Here is a 17254-nt window from a genome sequence, read left to right as displayed (position 1 = left end):
CGCGTCCGGGGACCGGACGTCCCCGCACGGGGCGGGTGCCGCCTCGGCATTTCTCGGCCCTCTCGAGCAGCCCCTCACCCGCTACGTGCCCGGAACGTCCCCCCGCTCCACGGTGGCGGTGCTCGCCAAGGAGCTGGGGATCACCACGGTGGGCCAGCTGCTGGACCACGCCCCGCGGCGCTACATCCGGCGCGGGCGCATCCAGGCGCTCACGGAGCTCGTGGCCGGTGAACGGACCTCGTTCGTGGCACGGGTGGAGAGCTCCAGCACCCGCCGGATGCGCAGCGACCCGCGCCGAAGCCTCACGGACGTCACGGTCGCGGACGACTCCGGTGCCCACCTGAAGATCACCTTCTTCAACGCGTACTCCGCGCAGAAGGACCTGCCGGTGGGGTCCCTGGCCCTGTTCACCGGCAAACCCGAGTTCTACCGCGGTGAGCTGTCCATGGCGGGCGCGGACTACGCCCCCGTGGAGACCCCGGAGCAGGTGACCGGCTCCACGTCCGGGTCCGGGGAGCTGCTGCCCATCCCGGTATACCCCGAGGCCGGCAAGCTCACCACCCCGCGGATCGCGAAGCTGGTCCAGCAGGTGCTGCTCACCGCCGACCTCGACACCCTGGAGGACCCGCTGGCGCCCGAGCTGCTCGCCGCGGAGGGGCTGCCCCCGCTGGAGCAGGCGTACCGGGACCTGCACCGGCCCGAGACCGTGGAGGCGTGCGAGGCGGCGCAGCGCCGCTTCCGCTTCCAGGAGGCCTTCGTCCTGCAGACCGAGCTGATGCGCCGCCGCGCGGAGCACGCCGCCCACCCGGTGGATCCCCGACCCCCGCGGCAGGACGGCCTGCTCGCCCGCTTCGACGCCTCCCTGCCGTTCGAGCTCACCCCGGGGCAGCGCGAGGTGGGGGAGCAGATCGCGCGGGAGCTGTCCGGGACCGCCCCCATGAACCGGCTGCTGCAGGGGGACGTGGGCTCCGGCAAGACCGTGGTGGCGCTGCGGGCCATGCTGCAGGTGGTGGACAGCGGCGGCCAGGCGGCCCTGCTCGCCCCCACCGAGGTGCTCGCCACCCAGCACCACGAGAAGATCACGGCCCTGCTGGGCCCCCTGGCGGCCCCCGGGCAGCTCGGCGGGGACCCGCTGGCCACCGGGGTCACGCTCCTCACCGGCAGCATGTCGGCGGCTGCTCGACGGCGCGCGCTGCTGGACATCGCCAGCGGTGCCGCCGGGATCGTGGTGGGCACGCACGCGCTGATCCAGGATCGCGTGCAGTTCGCGGAGCTGGGGCTCGCGGTCGTGGACGAGCAGCACCGCTTCGGGGTGGAGCAGCGCGACGCCCTGCGGGACAAGGCCGGGCAGGTGCCGCACACCCTCGTCATGACGGCCACCCCCATCCCGCGCACCGTGGCCATGACGGTCTTTGGGGACCTGGACGTGAGCACCCTGCGCGAGCTGCCCGGCGGGCGCCGGCCCATCGAGACCTTCGTGGTGGGCATCGCCGAGCACGGCCCCGCGTGGGAGCGGCGGGTGTGGGCGCTCGCGGCGGAGCACGTGGCGCGCGGCCGGCAGGTCTACGTGGTGGCCCCCAAGATCGGCGACGACGCCGCCCTGCCGCCCTTCACGTCCCTGTGCGCCTCCGTGGCGGCCCGGCCGGACGAGCCCGAACCGGCCACCGTCGCGTGGCTGCACGAGCTGGTGGGGGCGCGGCCGGAGCTGCGGGGAGCCCGGGTGGCCGCGCTGCACGGGCGCCAGGACGCGCAGACCAAGGCGGGCACCATGGCCGCGTTCGACGCCGGAGAAGTGGACGTGCTGGTCTCCACCACCGTGGTGGAGGTGGGGGTGGACGTCCCCAACGCCACGCTCATGGTGGTGCTGGACCCGGAGCGCTTCGGGATCTCCCAGCTGCACCAGCTGCGCGGGCGCATCGGCCGCGGTGAGCACGCCAGCACGTGCCTGCTCGTGACCCGTGTGCCCCCGGAGCACCCTGCGCGGGCCCGCCTGGACGCCGTGGCCGCCACCACGGACGGCTTCGAGCTGGCAGAAACGGACCTGCGGCTGCGCAAGGAGGGGGACATCCTCGGCGCCTCCCAGTCCGGGGGCCGCTCCGGGCTGCGCTGGGTGGGGGTGCTGCGGGACGAGGAGCTCGTGGCGCGCGCCCGGGTGGCCGCCGAGGACGTGATCCGGGAGGATCCCACGCTGGCGGGGCACCCCGTGCTGCGGGCGGGCATCGAACGGGTGCTGGACGAGGATCGACAAGCATTTCTGGAGCGAGGATGACACGCATCATTGCGGGCCGGGCCGGGGGACTGCGGTTGAAGTCCGTCCCGGGTTCCGCCACCCGACCCACCACGGACCGCGTCAAGGAGTCGCTGTTCGCCCGCCTGGACGCGTGGGGCATGTGTCAGGACGCCAGCGTCCTGGACCTCTTCGCCGGCTCGGGGGCGCTCGGGCTGGAGGCCGCCAGCAGGGGGGCCGCGGCCGTCACCCTGGTGGAGAAGGCCGCCGCCGCGGCGGGCGTGTGCCGCGAGAACGCTGCGCTGCTCGCGGCGTCCTGCCCGGAGACCGCGATCACCACCGTGCACGCGGGGGTGGCCGGTTACCTGGGCCGCGCGGCGTCCCACCACTGGGACCTGGTGCTCGCGGACCCGCCGTACCCGCTGGAGAACAGCGAGCTCGCGCGGCTGCTGTCCCTGCTCGTCGGGCGGCTCGGACCCGGCGGGGTGGTGGCCGTGGAGCGCTCGGCCCGCACCCCGGAGCCCGCGTGGCCCGCGGGGCTGCGCCGTTTCGAGTCCAGCGCGCACGGGGAGACCGTCCTGTGGTTCCTGGAGGCGGACGAGGAGCTGGCCGCGGGCTGAGGCCACGCGGGCCGTCGCCGGTCCCGGGACCGCGCCGGCTCACGGCGCTGCCGCTCCCGACCACGACACCGCAGGTGGCGGCAACCTGCCCCGTGCTCAGACCGCGGCGGCCAGTCCCGCCATCGCCGCCCGCAGCACCTCGGTGCGCTTGCAGAACGCCAGCCGCAGCCAGTCAGCGTAGAGTCCCCGGTTCGCGGGACCCGCGAACGCCGAGACGGGGATCCCCACCACCCCGGCGGCGTCGGCCCAGTGCTGAGCCAGCCCGGCGGCGTCGTCCACCCCGGCCAGCGCGTAGTGGTCGCTCACGTCCGTGACGGCGAAGAACGTGCCGCGCGGCTCCGGCGGAGTGAGGCCCGCCGCGCCCAGCCCCGCCAGGAGCACGTCCCGGCGCTCGCGGTAGTCCGTGAGCAGCCCGTCGAAGAACTCCCGGGGGAGCGTCAGCGCCTCCGCGACAGCGTGCTGCAGGGGCGCCGCGGCGCTGTGGGACAGGTACGTCTTGACGGCGACGACGCCGCGCAGCAGCTCCCGCGGTCCGCTCACCCAGCCCACGCGCCACCCGGTGGCGGAGAACGTCTTGCCGGCCGAGGACACCGTGAGGGTGCGCCCGGCCGCACCCGGCAGGGTGGCCAGGGGCTCGTGCGGGCCGTCGTAGCGCAGGTGCTCGTAGACCTCGTCCGCGATCACCACGGCCCCGTGCTCGGCGGCCAGCTCCACGAGCAGCTCCTTGAACTCCCGGGACGCCACGGTGCCGGTGGGGTTGTGGGGGTCGTTGAGCACCACGGCGCGGGTGCGCGGGGAGAAGGCCGCGCGGAGGTCGTCCGGATCCGGGACGAAGGCCGGGGGCAGCAGCGGGACGGACACGGCGGTGGCGCCGGCGAACTCCACCACCGCGCCGTAGAGGTCGTAGCGCGGCTCGAACAGCACCACCTCGTCACCGGGCTGCAGCAGCGACAGCAGGGCTGCGGTGACGCCCTCGGTGGCGCCCGCGCAGACCACCACCTGCTCCTCCGGGTCCAGTTCCAGCCCGTACCAGGAGCGTTGGTGGGCGGCGACCGCCTCGCGCAGGACGGGCACACCCGTGATGGGTGCGTACTGGTGGTGGCCCGCACGCAGGGCGGCCGCGGCGGCGTCGACCATCTGCTGCGGCGGGTCGAAGTCCGGGAAGCCCTGGCCCAGGTTCACGGAACCGGTGCGGCGGGCCAGCGCCGTCATCTCCTCGAAGACCGTGGAGCGCAGGCGGCCCGCGGGGTCCAGGAGTCCGCCGCCGGCGGCCATGCGCTGCCAGGGGGCGGGGCGTCCCGCTGGCGGGGTGGGTGTGAGGTGCTGTGCGTTGCCGGTCATGGGCCCAGTCTAGGAAGCCCGCCCGCTAGGCTGGTGGGATGCGACGCGCCATCTGTCCGGGATCCTTCGACCCCCTGCACCTGGGGCACTGCGCGGTGATCCGCCGCGCCACCCGCCTGTTCGACGAGGTGGTGGTGGCGGTGTCCACGAACCCGCACAAGACCCACCGCTTCGACGAGCGGGAGCGGATCGAGCTGGTGCGCGAGGTCTTCGCGGACGAGTCCGCCGTGGTGGTGGAGCCGTTGGAGTCCGGGCTGATCGCGGACTACGCCGAGCGCCGGGAGGCCGTGGCGCTGGTCAAGGGGCTGCGCAACGGTGCGGACTACGACTACGAGCTGCCCATGGCCACCATGAACCGCTCGCTCACGGGTGTGGAGACGGTGTTCCTCCCGGGTGAGCCCTCCCTGCTGCACGTCTCCTCCTCGCTCGTGATGGAGGTCGCGGCCCTCGGCGGAGACGTCTCCGCGTTCGTTCCCGAGCCCGTGCTGCGGGCCGTGCTCCGCCGCTGACGGGTCCGTGAGCAGGCGGAAACCGCCCATCGGTGCGAGGTGCAGCCGGGGAAGTTCTTCGGGGCGGCTGGGGGCCGGGATGATCTGTGAGAGTCCCGCGTGCTAAGGTGTTCTGTCGGCCAGTGTCGTTAGCCAGGAGTTCCGTGAATCACCGCAACAGTTCAGCCCTCTCGTTCAACGTCAGGGAACTGGAACACCGCCCGGGGACCATGGACACCCTGGCCGTCGAGGCGCCCGCACCGAAGGACTTCGGGACGGCCCTCATCGGTTCGCCCGAGGGCACGCCCATGGAGCTGGATCTGCGCCTGGAATCCGTCCACGACGGTATCCTGGTGTCCGGAACCGTGATCGTCAGCGTTCACGGGGAGTGCAGCAGATGCCTCGACCCCATCGACTACGAACTGCCGGTCGACGTGCAGGAGCTTTTCGTCTTCGAACCGTCCCCGCAGGGTGACGAGAACGTCGAGGACGAGCAAGTGTACGAGGTGCGGGACGAGGAGATCGACCTCGAACCGATGCTTCGGGACGCAGTGATCACACAGCTGCCGTTCCAACCGGTGTGCCGGGCCGAGTGCCCGGGCCTGTGCGCCCAGTGCGGCGCCCGGCTCGAGAACGACCCTTCGCACCACCACGACGTGACCGACCCCCGCTGGTCCGCCCTCGCAGGGCTGATGACCGAGGCGGGTCAGGGTGGGGACACGTCGGAGTCCACAACCGAGACGAGAGAAGAGAGATAGCCGTGGCTGTTCCCAAGCGGAAAATGTCCCGTGCGAATACCCGCATGCGCCGGTCCCAGTGGAAGGCGCAGGCCCCCAAACTGGTGAAGACCGTGGAGAACGGCAAGGTCAGCTACAGCCTGCCGCACCAGGCCAAGCTGGTCTCCGATTCCGCCGGCACCCCCTTGTTCTACGAGTACAAGGGACGCAAGGTCGCTGACGCGTAACGTGACCACTTTGCCGGATCCCGGCGAACTGCTTGAGCGTCTCGGTGTCGAACTCGACACCGAGACGCTTCGCATTGCGCTGACACACCGTTCCTACGCGTACGAGCACCCGGGGGAGACGCACAACGAGCGGCTCGAGTTCCTGGGGGACGCCGTGCTGCAGCTCGCCGTCACGGACGAGATCTACCACCGCTACCCCGAGTGGGACGAGGGGCGCCTCGCGAAGCTGCGGGCCTCTGTGGTCTCCGCCCGAGCCCTGGCCGGGGTGGCCCGCTCGATGGGCCTGGGGGCCCACATCCGCCTGGGCAGGGGCGAGGTCCGCACCCAGGGCAGCGAGAAGCCCTCGATCCTCGCGGACACCACCGAGGCCGTGATCGGCGCGGTGTACGAGTCCCTGGGGCCGGTCCCGGCGCGCGACCTCGTGCTGCGGATGATCGTGCCCCTGCTGGAGGACGCCACCGTCCTGCACGAGGGCCGCGACTGGAAGACCCAGGTGGTGGAGCTCGCCGCCCAGCACGGCCTGGGGATCGTTCGCTACACCGTGGAGGGCACCGGCCCGGACCACGCCCGCCACTTCACCGCGGATGCCGTGATCGGGGACGAGCTCCTCGGCCACGGCGAGGGAACCTCCAAGAAGGCCGCCGAGCGTTCTGCCGCCGCCGCCGCGTGCGAGGCCATCGAGGCCCGCTTCCCGTCCGGGAGCTGAGCCCGTGCCCGAGCTGCCCGAGGTGGAAGTGGTGCGCCGCGGCGTCGAACGCTGGGTGGTGGGGCGCACCGTGGAGTCCGTGCAGGTCTTCGACGCGCGGTCCCTGCGTCGCCACACGGCGGGCGTCCTGGACTTCCAGGAGCGCCTGGCAGGCCTCACGGTGGACTCCGCGCGGCGCCGCGGCAAGTTCCTGTGGCTGCCGTTGCGCGAGCACCCCGGGACGGCTCCGTCGAGCGCGCTGCTCGTGCACCTGGGGATGAGCGGCCAGCTGCTCGTGACCTCCGAGGAGCAGTCCGCGCCGCGCCACGAGCGCATCCGCCTGGGGCTCTCACCCGCTCCGGGGGAGGACGGCGCCCCCCTGCCCGAGCACCTGCGCTTCGTGGACCAGCGGATCTTCGGCGGCATGATCCTGGATCCGCTCGTCCCCAGCACCGACGGTCGTGGGCTGGTTCCGGAGCACGCGGCGCACATCGCGCGCGACCCCCTGGACCCCCTGTTCGACGTGGCCGCCTTCCACACCGCCCTGCGACGCCGCCGCACCGGACTGAAGCGCGCGCTGCTGGACCAGGGGCTGATCTCCGGGATCGGCAACATCTACGCGGACGAGGCACTGTGGGCCGCGAGGCTGCACTGGGCCGCGCCCACCGAGACCATGACCGCCCCGCGCACCCGCGCGCTGGTGGAGGCGTGCCAGGAGGTCATGCGCCGTGCGCTGGACGCTGGCGGCACGAGCTTCGACTCGCTGTACGTCAACGTGAACGGGGAGTCCGGGTACTTCTCCCGGTCCCTGAACGCCTACGGCCGGGAGGGGCAGCCGTGCCGCCGCTGCGAGGCCGCAGGTGAGGACGGGGTGATCGTGCGGGAGCAGTTCGCCAACCGCTCCTCCTACCGCTGCTCGCGGTGCCAGAGGCGGCCGCGGCGCTTCCGGGCCTGACCCTCCGTCCCCCAAGGGGCCCAGGTGACCCGGCCTGGGAAGCCCCCTACGACGAGCGCCCGCGACCACTCGGTCACGGGCGCTCGTGCGTTGCGGGCTGAGCTCAGTGCACCGTGCGCACGCTCTGCAAGTCCGTGGTCACCGCACTGTGCTCGGTGTCGGAGGCCACCGAGGACTCCTCGGCCCGGGCGCGCTGGTCGTCCGCGACGTCCTCCACGCGCTCCAGCGAGACCGATCCGGTGTGCCGCTGCGGGCGCGGGTGGTCCTGGTAGTAGGCCGCCAGCCGCGCGAAGCCCTCGTCCAGGCTCACCGACGGCGTCCAGTCCAGCAGCTCCCGGGTCTCGCGCTGGTCGAACCAGTGCGCCGTGGACAGCTGCTCGGCCAGGAACTCGGTCATGGGCGGCTCGCCGTCGCCCCCGCGCAGCTTCGCGGGCAGGTGCGGCCACACGGTCTCGATGATGCGCCCCGCCAGGCGCGCCACACCGCCCGGGATGGACAGCGTGGGGGCCTCGGAGCCGGTGGCGCGGCACATCCGGGCCACCAGCTCGCCCACGGGCCGCGGCTCGCCGTTGGTGAGCACCAGGGCACGGCCGTGGACCACATCGATGCGCTCCAGCGCGCGCACGATGCCCTCCGAGGCGTTGTCGATGTAGGTGGTGTCGATCATGGCGGCACCGTGGTCCAGGTTGGGCATCCGCCCGGCGGCCGCGCGGTCCGCCACGCGCTCCACGAGCTGCGTGTCACCCGGGCCCCACACGATGTGCGGGCGCACCGCGGCCACCTTCAGCCCGCGCTGCCCGTCCATGCCCAGCGCCAGCAGCTCCGCGGCGGCCTTGGACCGGGCGTAGTTCCCGCGCGCCGTCTTCGGGTTCGCGGGCTCCGCGCCCGCGCCCTCGATGGACACGCCCGCGTGCGCCACGGACGGGGAGGACACGAACACCACGTTCGAGATCCCCGCGTTCTGCGCCTGGCACAGCAGGATCCGGGTGCCCGTCACGTTCACCCGCACGAAGTCCTCCCAGGCGCCGGTGAAGGACACCTTCGCGGCCAGGTGCACCACGTCGTCCACGCCGTCCAGGGCGCGAGCCACGTCCTCGGGGTTAGTGATGGAGCCCAGCACCTCGTCCACCCCCTCGCGCTCGGCCACGGGTGCGTGGCCGCGCTGGAACACGCGCACGCGCCAGTTGCGCGCGAGCAGGACGCGGGCGACGTCGCCGCCGAGCATCCCGGACGCGCCCGTCACCAGGACGGTGCGTCCGGAGCCGTCCAGGGTGCCCTGGGTGGCGGTGGCGCCCCCGCGGTCCGGGTCCGCGATCTGCACGCTGCCCGCGGCGACTGGCTCGCGTGAACCCTCGGCCGAGGGCGCGGACGCGGTGGTACGGGAACCCGGGGCGGCGGCGTCGGGAGAGCCTGTGGAGGGCTGCTCGTCCGGGGCGCGGTGGCGCCCGGTGCCGGAGCCGCGCCGGGGGGTGGCGGTGGGGTCGTCGCTCACAGTGCACTCAGCTTTCCGGTGGCCAGGGCACGCTCGGCCCAGTCACTCAACTCGGCTCGGTCGATCTTGGAATTGTGGCGGATGTCCGTGGGCTGCTCCGGGATGACCAGCACCGCGCTGACGGGCACACCGGTGGCGAAGTCCACGGTGGCACGGATGCGCTCGCTCAGCTCGGCGTCCGCGAGGGCGGGCTTTGACGTGGGAGGCACGGTCTCGATGACGGCCACCGCGGACTGTGCGCCCGCGGGACCCACACCCACCACGGCCACCCGTCCCACCCCGGGCACGGTCTGCGCGGCGTGCTCGGCGGCCACGGAGGAGACCGGGCCCGAGGACATGGTGATCACGTGCGCCAGCCGGCCCTCGTACCAGAGCCGTTCGCGGGCGTCGAAGTGGCCCACGTCCCCGGTGCGGTGCCAGCCGGGGGTGAGGTCCGACTCGCGCTCGGTGATCCACAGCCGGTCGTAGTGGTCCTTGGCGTGCGGGGCGCGCGCCACGATCTCACCGGTGACCCCGGGTGTCGTCACGATCTCGGGGGACACGGAGCCGTCCGCGCGCAGGGGCAACACGCCCAGCTGGGCGCCCTCCACGGGCGTGCCCACGCAGACGCCGCGACCAGCGCCGTCGACGCCGCGCTGGGCGTCCTCGCGCGCGGCGCGGATCACGTCCAGGCTCACGTCAGTGAGCGGCAGGGCCTCGGTCATGCCGTAGGGCGTGTGCAGCTCCGCCGCGGGCATGAGCTCCTGCAACCGCGTGAGCAGCTCCTCGGGGATGGGAGCCCCGGCGGAGAGCATGAGCTGCACCCGGGCGAGCGCGTCCCGCTCCGCGGGGGAGAGCTCGTGGGCGGTGGCGAGCACGTTCGCGATGGCCGCAGGGGAGGCGAACACGGCGCTCGCGCGGATGGCCATGGTGGCCTGCGCCAGCGCGCGCGCCGTGAGCGTCTTGGGACTCGTGACGTCCATGTCGGGGGTCACGGAGGCCGCTCCGAGGGCCGGGCCGAGCAGCGCGAAGGGCGCGAAGCCGGCCACCAGCCCGGTGCCCGCGCGCAACCCGTAGGTGTCGCGGATGGTGTCCCGCATCCCGGCCATCTGGCGGTGGGTGTAGACCACTCCCTTGGCCGGTCCGGTGGAGCCGGAGGTGAACAGCACGGCGGCCTCGGCGTCCGGATCCACGGCGGGGATCTCGGCGGGATCCACCGTGGTCACCGAGTCCATGAGCTCGGCCACCGTGTGGGAGACCCCCAGCAGCCGCTTGGAGACCGGGTCCATGGGCTCCGCGGCGATCCGCGTGCCGGGCCAGCCCAGCGCGCGGGCGCCCACGAGGGCCTTGCGGATTCCGATGAACCAGCGGGGGGAGGAGCCGCGCAGCGCACGGGTGAGGCCCTTGCGCCCCAGCCCCTGGTCCGCCACCACGATCACCGCGCCGATGCGCAGGCACGCGTAGATCAGCGTGGTGAGCATGGATCCCGGGGGGACCATGAGGTTCACGCGGTCCCCGGGGCGCACGCCGGTGCGCAGCAGGCCCACGGCCAGGCGGTCCACGGAGGAGGACAGCTGCGCCCAGCTCACGCTGCGCTCCACGTTCAGGGACGAGGGGGTGCCGTCCACGGTGGCGGCCACGGGGCCCATGTCCACCACGGCGGGGGAGTCGTCGCGGCGTCGTGCGTCCAGCTCGGCGAAGAACGGGACGAACCCGCCCCGGCCGCGGGCGCGCTGCTCGCGGTGGGCGGAGAGCACCGGCAGCGCCCCGCCGAAGTGCTCGTCCAGCCACGTGAGCACGGGCGTGGCGATGTCCCGGGCCTCCGGGAGCAGGTGCTTGGCGCCCTCGAAGCGGTGCACGTCCGCGTGGGGGGCCCGGCGCAGGAGGTCGTCCAGGTAGCGCTGCTGGAACACGGGATCCCCCGTGCCCCACAGCAGCAGCGTGGGGACCTCGCGCGCGCTCATCCGCCCGGCGATCCGCTCGTACTCCGCGTGCGAGGGGTGGTCCTCGGCGGCGGGGATGTCCGCGACGAAGTGGGCGATCCCCTCCCGGCGCTCCCGCGAGGCGTACGGCGCCTTGTAGGCGCGCTTCACGGCCTTCGACGGCGCCGGGTCGCATAGCGCGAGGGTGGTGTCCAGGAACGCGGTGGTTCCCGCGGTGAGGGGCTCGTGCACGGCGCCGTTCAGGGCCAGGCGCAGCGCGGAGGGGATGGGCTCGGCGTTGTCGTGGTGCACCGCGGTGTTGGTCAGCACGGTGGCCGCGTGGATCTGCGGGTGCTCCTGCGCCCAGCCCTGCGAGATGAGCCCGCCCCAGTCGTGGGCGAGGGTGACCACGGGCAGGCCCGCGGTGTCGATGCCCATGGCCGCGGTGAGGTCGCCCAGGTCCTGGACGCGGTCGCCCAGGCGTCGGAAGAGCCCGGTGCGCTCGGAGAAGCCCATGTCCAGCTGGTCCACGGCCACCACGCGCCACGGCCGCTCGGCCTCCTGGGCGGCCCGCAGCACGTCCCGCCAGAGGTAGGACCAGGTGGGGTTGCCGTGCACGGCCAGGACGATGCCCTGCGGGGTGCGCCCGCTCGCGGCGATGGCGTTTCCGTTGTCCAGCACGTGCCAGCGGCGCCTGCGCCCGGGCACGGGCTCCACGGGGGCGGACGAGGCCACGGTGTGCACGGCGGACCACGCGGGGTCCACGCCGGGCAGGGCCGTGTCCGTGAAGGGCAGGCGGTCGGCGCCGCTGCGCCGGGGGGAGGTGCTGGCGGTCACGGGTGCTCCTTCGCGGTGGGGTGCTTCCTGCGGTGGTTCCCCGGTGCGCGGGGGCTGCGGCGCGCTCACCAGGCGATCTCCATGAGGGTGGTGTTCAGCCCCGAGCCCACGCCGAGGCACAGCACGCGGGCGCCGGGCTCGAGCCGCTCGGCCTCCAGCGCCAGGGTCATGGGCAGGGCGGCCGCGGCCACGTTGCCCCAGTACGGGAACGTCAGCGGCACCTTGTCCGCGTCCAGGCCCATGTCCTCGATCAGCTTGTTGGTGTGGGAGTTGGAGACCTGGTGGGTCACGTAGGAGTCCATGTGGCGCCAGTCCCAGCCGTCCTTCTCGGCCTCGAGCCACGCCTCCACCACGAGGCCCACCCCGTGGTTGAGCAGCCCGGTGGCGTCCGTGAACATGCCGTCTCCACCGCCGATGCACAGGCGGCTGAACTCGGTGCCCGCGCGGGTCACGGAGCCCACGATGCGGTGCCCCTCCGGGTGGCGGTCCGCGGGCCCCACCACGGCGGCGGCCGCACCGCAGCCCAGGGTGAGGGTGGCGAACTCCTGGACCACCTGCTCGCGGGTGATGTCGTCCTCGCTCAGCCGCTCGATGGCCGCCCGGTGCCACGGGGAGGGGTCCTCCCCGGCCACCACGAGCGCGTACTCGATGGCGCCGGCGTCGATCATGGAGGAGGCCACCGTGAGGGCGTTGACGAAGCCCAGGCACGCGTTGGTCATGTCGAAGTTCAGGGCGGAGCTGGGCAGCCCCAGACGCTCGTGGATGCCCACGGCCACGGCGGGCTCGTAGTTGTCGCGGGTGACGGACGCGTTGATGAACAGCCCGATCTGCTCCGGGCGGATGCCCGACTCCGCGAGTGCGGCCTCGCCGGCCTCCGTGGCGCCGTCCGTGAAGTGCCGTCCCGGTGCCCAGCCACGCCGCTCCCTGATGCCCGCGAGCCGCTCCAGCAGGCCCTTGGGCATGCGCAGCCGCCTGAACGTGTGGGCCAACTCCTCATCGAACCGGGTGGACGGGATCACCACGTCCGCCTCCGTTCGGGTGACCGACAGGACGGCGGCGTTTCGGTTTCTGATGGTGGAGTTTCCGGTCAATGTGGCGCTTTCGATCAGACGCCACCCGTACCGTCAAGAATCGATCGTCAATGATGGACCTCGGCGCTCGGGTGAACAAGCGGGTTGGACCGGCCCAGTCTAGCGGCCCATTCCGACAGCTCCCCGGGTCACGGCGCGGCGTCGCCCGGGCGGGTCGCGGCCCCTGCGGGTACTGCGTGCGGTGTCCGGGTCCCGCCCCTGGTGGGACGGGGCGCGGGCACAGGCGCAGCGGGCTCCGGGGCGCCGCCGCGGGCCCGGGTAGACTCGGCGTCCACCCCTCGACCCAGGAGATCTCCCGCGTGCACTTGAAGACCCTCACCGTCCGCGGTTTCAAGTCCTTCGCCTCCGCCACCACCTTCCGCTTCGAGCCCGGGGTGACCGCCGTGGTGGGCCCCAACGGCTCGGGCAAGTCCAACGTGGTGGACGCCCTGGCGTGGGTGATGGGCGAGCAGGGGGCCAAGTCCCTGCGCGGCGGGAAGATGGAGGACGTGATCTTCGCGGGCACCTCGGGCCGCGCCGCCCTGGGCCGTGCGCACGTGTCCCTGACCATCGACAACGCCGACGGCGCCCTGCCGATCGAGTACTCCGAGGTCACCATCTCCCGCACCCTGTTCCGCTCGGGCGGCTCCGAGTACGCGATCAACGGCCGCTCGTGCCGTCTGCTGGACATCCAGGAGCTGCTCTCGGACTCCGGGCTGGGCCGGGAGATGCACGTGATCGTGGGCCAGGGCCAGCTGGACCGGATCCTGCAGGCCACCCCGGAGGACCGCCGGGGGTTCATCGAGGAGGCCTCGGGGATCCTCAAGCACCGCCGCCGCAAGGAGAAGACCCTGCGGAAGCTGGAGTCGGTGCAGCAGAACCTGGACCGGCTGGAGGACCTCACCGGGGAGATCGAGCGCCAGCTCACCCCGCTGGGCCGCCAGGCGCGCACCGCGCGGAAGGCGCAGCGCATCCAGTTCGACGTGCGGGACGCGCGTGCCCGGCTACTCGCGGACGACCTCGTGGCGGCGCGCGCCGGCATGGACACGGATCGCGGCGCCGGTGACGAGGCGCGGCGGCGCAAGGAGGAGCTGGAGGCGGCCCTGGCGCGTCTCGACGAGCGGCTCGCCCGTACCGAGGCCGCCGCCGCCCGCACGGCCCCGGCGCTGAACGCCGCCCGCACGAGCTGGTACGAGCTGAGCACCGTGCGCGACCGCTTCCGGGCGCTGTCCGCGCTGGCGGGGGAGCGGCGTCGGCTGCTGGGCAGCGAGCAGGCACCCGAGGCGCCGGGCCGGGACGCGCAGGCCCTGGAGGAGCAGGCGCAGCGCAGCCGGGAGGAGGCCGAGCGCCTCGCCGAGCGCGTGGCGCACGCCCAGCAGGCGCTCCACGACGCGCAGGCCGCGCGTCAGGAGGCCGAGGACGCCGCACGGGAGGCCGAGCGGCGCACCGCGGAGCTCGTGCGCCGCGCCGCGGACCGCCGGGCGGGGCAGGCGCGGCTCGCCGCGGCCGTGACCTCCGCCCGCTCTGCGCTCACGGCCGCAGAGTCGGACGTGGAGCGCGTGCGCGCGGAGATCGCGGACGTCGCCTCCCGCGCGGAGCAGGCCACCCTGGACACCTCCTCCCTGCGCGACGCCGCAGACACGAGCGCCGGGGCGGTCGAGCGCTCCGCCGCGCGCGCCCGGGAGGCCGAGGAGCAGGCGGAGGCGGCACGCGCGGCGGCCCGCGCCGCGGAGTCCGCCCGTCAGGCCGCGGCGAGCGAGCTGCACGCCGCCCAGGTGCGACTGGACACCCTGCGCCAGTCCGTGCGCCAGCCGGACGGCTCGGACGCGGTGGCTGGTGCCACCGCGGTGCTCGGCAGCGTGCCGGCCGCGGTGCGCGTGGCCCCGGGGTGGGAGCGAGCGGTCACCGCGGCCCTCGGTGCGTGGTCCGAGGCCCTCGCCGTGGGGTCCGCGGCGAACGCCGCCACGGTCTTCGCCGCGCTGCGCGAGGCCGGGTCGGGCCGGGTCCACCTCGTCCTCGCCGGGACCGCGCCGGCCCCCTCCGCACCCTTGAACCTCTCTCTCCCGGAGGGCTGCGTCCCGGCCGCGTCCGTGCTGTCGCCCGCTCCGGGAGCCGGGGACGACGACGTCGTCCTGCGCAGCGTGCGCGCGGAACTCGCCTGCACCGTCCTGGTCCCCGGGCCCGCGGAGGCGCTCGCCGTGCTCGACGCCGCGGCAGCGGCCGGCGGGGAGGCGTCCCTGCTGCGCGCGGTCACCCGCGACGGGGACGTCCACGGGACCCGGACCGCGCAGGGGGGCGCCACCGAGGCGGCGGGCAACCTGGAGATCCTTGCGCGCATCGAGGACGAGGAAGCGCGTCTCGACGGGCTGCGCACCGCGGCGGAGAAGACCACCGCAGAGGCCGAGCGTGCCGAGACGGGGCGTGCCGAGGCGGCCCGCGCCCAGCGGGAGGCCTCCCAGCAGGCCCAGAAGGACCAGCAGGCGGCCGCCGCGGCCGGGGCGGCGCTGAGCAGGGCGGAGGCCACGGCGTCGTCGGCGGACTCCGAGCTCGCCCGGCGGCGGGAGGTGCTGGGCACCGCGGAGCAGCGCATGGCCCGGCAGCAGGAGGAGCTGCGGGAGGCGCTGGAACGCGCGGAGTCCGCCGAGCACGGGGACGAGGCGGAGCTCGAGCGGGAGCAGATCACCGCCGCGGGCGCGAAGGACCGGGCGGACGCCGCGGCGAAGACCGCCCGCGAGGCGGAGACCGAGGCCCGGCTGTCCCTGCGCGGTCTGGAGGAGCAGCACCGGCACGTAATCTCCCGGGCGGAGGGCCAGCAGCGCGCGGCGCGCACCGAGCGGGCCGCGCAGGCCGAGGCGGCCCGCCGCGCCGAACGACGCCGTGTGCAGGCCGCCGTGGCCCGGGCCGTGGGAACCGCCGCGGACCACCTGAGGACCCGCGCCGAGGAGTCCGCGCGGGAGGCAGCGGCCCAGCGGGACGCCATCGAGACCGAGCGCGCGGGACTGGACGAGGCCGCGCACCGGCTGCGCACCGAGCGGGACGGGACCATTCGCGAGCTGAGCGAGCTGACCGAGCGGCTGCACCGCGCGGAGCTGGAGCTCGCCCAGCGCAGGGCCCGCGTGGAGGCGCTGGAGACCACCGCCCTGGAGGAGCTGGGGCTGACACCCGACTTCCTGGTGGAGCACTACGGCCCGCACCTGCCCGTGCCGGACGCGGACGCGGCCATCGAGGCGGCCCGGGCTGCCGACGAGTCGGACGGGGCCGCGCAGCTGGCCCTGCCGAGCATGGGCGACCCCGGGACCCCGTTCCGCCGGGACGAGCAGGAGACCCGGCTGCGCCGTGCCCAGAAGCAGCTCAAGGCCCTCGGCAAGGTGAACCCGCTGGCGCTGGAGGAGTTCGCGGCGCTGGAGGAGCGGCACAGGTTCCTGGTCACGCAGCTGGAGGACGTGAAGAACTCGCGCGCGGACCTGCGCAGCATCATCCGGGACGTGGACCGGCACGTGGAGGAGGTGTTCTCCCAGGCCTACCGGGACACTGCGGAGCAGTTCGTCTCCGTGTTCGCCACCCTGTTCCCCGGGGGCGAGGGCCGCCTGCGGCTGACCGACCCGGACGACATGCTCAACTCCGGCGTGGAGGTGGAGGCGCGCCCCGCGGGCAAGAAGATCAAGCGGCTCTCCCTGCTCTCCGGCGGCGAGCGCTCGCTGACCGCGCTGGCGCTGCTGGTGGCCATCTTCAAGGCCCGCCCGTCCCCGTTCTACGTGATGGACGAGGTGGAGGCCGCCCTGGACGACCGCAACCTGGGCCGCCTGCTCACCATCTTCGAGCAGCTGCAGGAGAGCTCGCAGCTGATCATCGTGACCCACCAGAAGCGCACCATGGAGATTGCGGACGCCCTCTACGGGGTGTCCATGCGCGGGGACGGTGTGAGCCTGGTGGTGGGCCAGCAGCTGTCGCAGCTGCGCTAGCAGGGACGGCAGCGTCTCCACCCACGCCGGCGGACGACGCCGCACGGGTAGTTCACGGGGCGGCGCACCGGGGCGGCCGGTGCGTCGCGCGGAAAGGCTCCCGCTCAGGCCGGCGCGTCGGTCCCGCGGGTGGCCTCTCCGGTGCGGCGGATGAGGGTTGCGGCGCGCCGCTGCACCTCGTTCTCGACGAACGGCTGCGGTGGGGCGGCATACCACCCCAGGTCGTCCCGGGCCTCCGCGTGGATCAGCGACCCGGCATTGTGCGGCTCCACCCGGAAAGTGGCTGCGAGGGGAAGTGCGGCCCAGCCCTTGTCCGAGGCGGACCCCTTCACCCGGTACACCTCGTCGGAGCCCATCCGGACGTGCAGAGTCTCCGCCGACACGGTGAGTTCGGTGGCCTGATCGCGCAGTGCGCGGTCGATGCGGGCCAGTGCCTGGGACGGGTCCAATGGGGACTCCCACGAGTCGGTGCGCGAAATCCGGGGATCCACCGATTCCTTGCGCGAGAGCCGTGGGATCACCACGTACCGCCCGACCGCCAGGCCCACCGCGGTGAGTCCCACGGCCATGGACAGGGCCCACGGCCAGGTGATGATGCCGCGTCTCATGAGCTCCTGGAACCCGAGCTGGCCGACGATGTACAGGAGAATTCCCACGATCCAGACCCACTGGCGGTCTCGCCGCGCGTCCCGCCGTTTCTCCGCCATGGTGC

The 17254-nt window shown here is 73.8% G+C and carries 13 protein-coding genes; 8 read left to right on the top strand and 5 right to left on the bottom strand.

Annotation, left to right across the window (positions count from 1 at the left end; translation table 11 throughout):
* Positions 1 to 85 precede the first annotated feature (85 nt).
* Both Q4A22_RS03155 and rsmD read left to right on the top strand, forming a co-directional pair.
* Positions 86 to 2269, top strand: coding sequence for an ATP-dependent DNA helicase RecG (locus tag Q4A22_RS03155; protein WP_303177395.1), 2184 nt, complete (start codon positions 86 to 88; stop codon positions 2267 to 2269).
* Complete coding sequence (rsmD, locus tag Q4A22_RS03150; RefSeq protein WP_303177158.1) at positions 2266 to 2847, top strand: 16S rRNA (guanine(966)-N(2))-methyltransferase RsmD; 582 nt, start codon at positions 2266 to 2268, stop codon at positions 2845 to 2847. Before Q4A22_RS03155 ends, rsmD begins: the two co-directional genes overlap by 4 nt.
* Positions 2848 to 2943: 96 nt before the next feature.
* Here rsmD and Q4A22_RS03145 read toward each other — a convergent pair whose 3' ends face one another.
* Positions 2944 to 4188: an aminotransferase class I/II-fold pyridoxal phosphate-dependent enzyme gene (locus Q4A22_RS03145; RefSeq protein ID WP_303177156.1), complete on the bottom strand. Its 1245-nt coding sequence runs from the start codon at positions 4186 to 4188 to the stop codon at positions 2944 to 2946.
* Between the two features lie 38 nt (positions 4189 to 4226).
* On the opposite strand from Q4A22_RS03145, the gene coaD reads away from it, so the two are divergent.
* The 5 genes from coaD to mutM all read left to right on the top strand — a co-directional run bounded on the left by coaD (position 4227) and on the right by mutM (position 7280).
* Positions 4227 to 4697, top strand: coding sequence for a pantetheine-phosphate adenylyltransferase (gene coaD, locus Q4A22_RS03140; RefSeq protein WP_303177155.1), 471 nt, complete (start codon positions 4227 to 4229; stop codon positions 4695 to 4697).
* 143 nt (positions 4698 to 4840) lie between these two features.
* On the top strand, positions 4841 to 5434 hold the full coding sequence (locus tag Q4A22_RS03135) for a DUF177 domain-containing protein (RefSeq protein ID WP_303177153.1): 594 nt from the start codon (positions 4841 to 4843) through the stop codon (positions 5432 to 5434).
* A gap of 2 nt (positions 5435 to 5436) precedes the next feature.
* Positions 5437 to 5640, top strand: coding sequence for a 50S ribosomal protein L32 (gene rpmF / locus Q4A22_RS03130; RefSeq protein ID WP_012398114.1), 204 nt, complete (start codon positions 5437 to 5439; stop codon positions 5638 to 5640).
* A 1-nt stretch (position 5641) separates the two neighbouring features.
* The gene (rnc, locus tag Q4A22_RS03125) at positions 5642 to 6346 is read left to right on the top strand and encodes a ribonuclease III (RefSeq protein ID WP_303177149.1); all 705 of its coding nucleotides are present in this window, start codon (positions 5642 to 5644) and stop codon (positions 6344 to 6346) included.
* Between the two features lie 4 nt (positions 6347 to 6350).
* Positions 6351 to 7280: a bifunctional DNA-formamidopyrimidine glycosylase/DNA-(apurinic or apyrimidinic site) lyase gene (gene mutM / locus Q4A22_RS03120; RefSeq protein WP_303177147.1), complete on the top strand. Its 930-nt coding sequence runs from the start codon at positions 6351 to 6353 to the stop codon at positions 7278 to 7280.
* A gap of 103 nt (positions 7281 to 7383) precedes the next feature.
* Here the strand turns inward: mutM and Q4A22_RS03115 are convergent, their stop codons facing one another.
* From Q4A22_RS03115 to Q4A22_RS03105, 3 genes are all read right to left on the bottom strand, one after another.
* Positions 7384 to 8772, bottom strand: coding sequence for an NAD-dependent epimerase/dehydratase family protein (locus tag Q4A22_RS03115; protein WP_368410541.1), 1389 nt, complete (start codon positions 8770 to 8772; stop codon positions 7384 to 7386).
* Positions 8769 to 11510, bottom strand: coding sequence for an alpha/beta fold hydrolase (locus tag Q4A22_RS03110; protein WP_303177146.1), 2742 nt, complete (start codon positions 11508 to 11510; stop codon positions 8769 to 8771). Before Q4A22_RS03110 ends, Q4A22_RS03115 begins: the two co-directional genes overlap by 4 nt.
* Before the next feature lie 65 nt (positions 11511 to 11575).
* Positions 11576 to 12601 (bottom strand): 3-oxoacyl-ACP synthase III, encoded by a 1026-nt coding sequence (locus Q4A22_RS03105; RefSeq protein WP_303177145.1) that lies wholly within the window; start codon positions 12599 to 12601, stop codon positions 11576 to 11578.
* A gap of 299 nt (positions 12602 to 12900) precedes the next feature.
* Between Q4A22_RS03105 and smc the strand changes: the two genes are divergently transcribed.
* Positions 12901 to 16542, top strand: coding sequence for a chromosome segregation protein SMC (gene smc / locus Q4A22_RS03100; protein ID WP_303177144.1), 3642 nt, complete (start codon positions 12901 to 12903; stop codon positions 16540 to 16542).
* A gap of 104 nt (positions 16543 to 16646) precedes the next feature.
* On the opposite strand, the gene Q4A22_RS03095 is transcribed toward smc, so the two are convergent.
* A complete protein-coding gene (locus tag Q4A22_RS03095; RefSeq protein WP_303177142.1) occupies positions 16647 to 17249 on the bottom strand; it encodes a hypothetical protein in 603 nt (200 codons plus the stop codon).
* Between the last annotated feature and the right edge of the window lie 5 nt (positions 17250 to 17254).

Origin of the sequence: Kocuria sp., from assembly GCF_030530945.1 — a bacterium.
Taxonomy (GTDB): domain Bacteria; phylum Actinomycetota; class Actinomycetes; order Actinomycetales; family Micrococcaceae; genus Kocuria.
The sequence above is the reverse complement of the archived record's forward strand: the minus strand, read 5'-3'. Positions and strand labels throughout refer to the sequence as shown.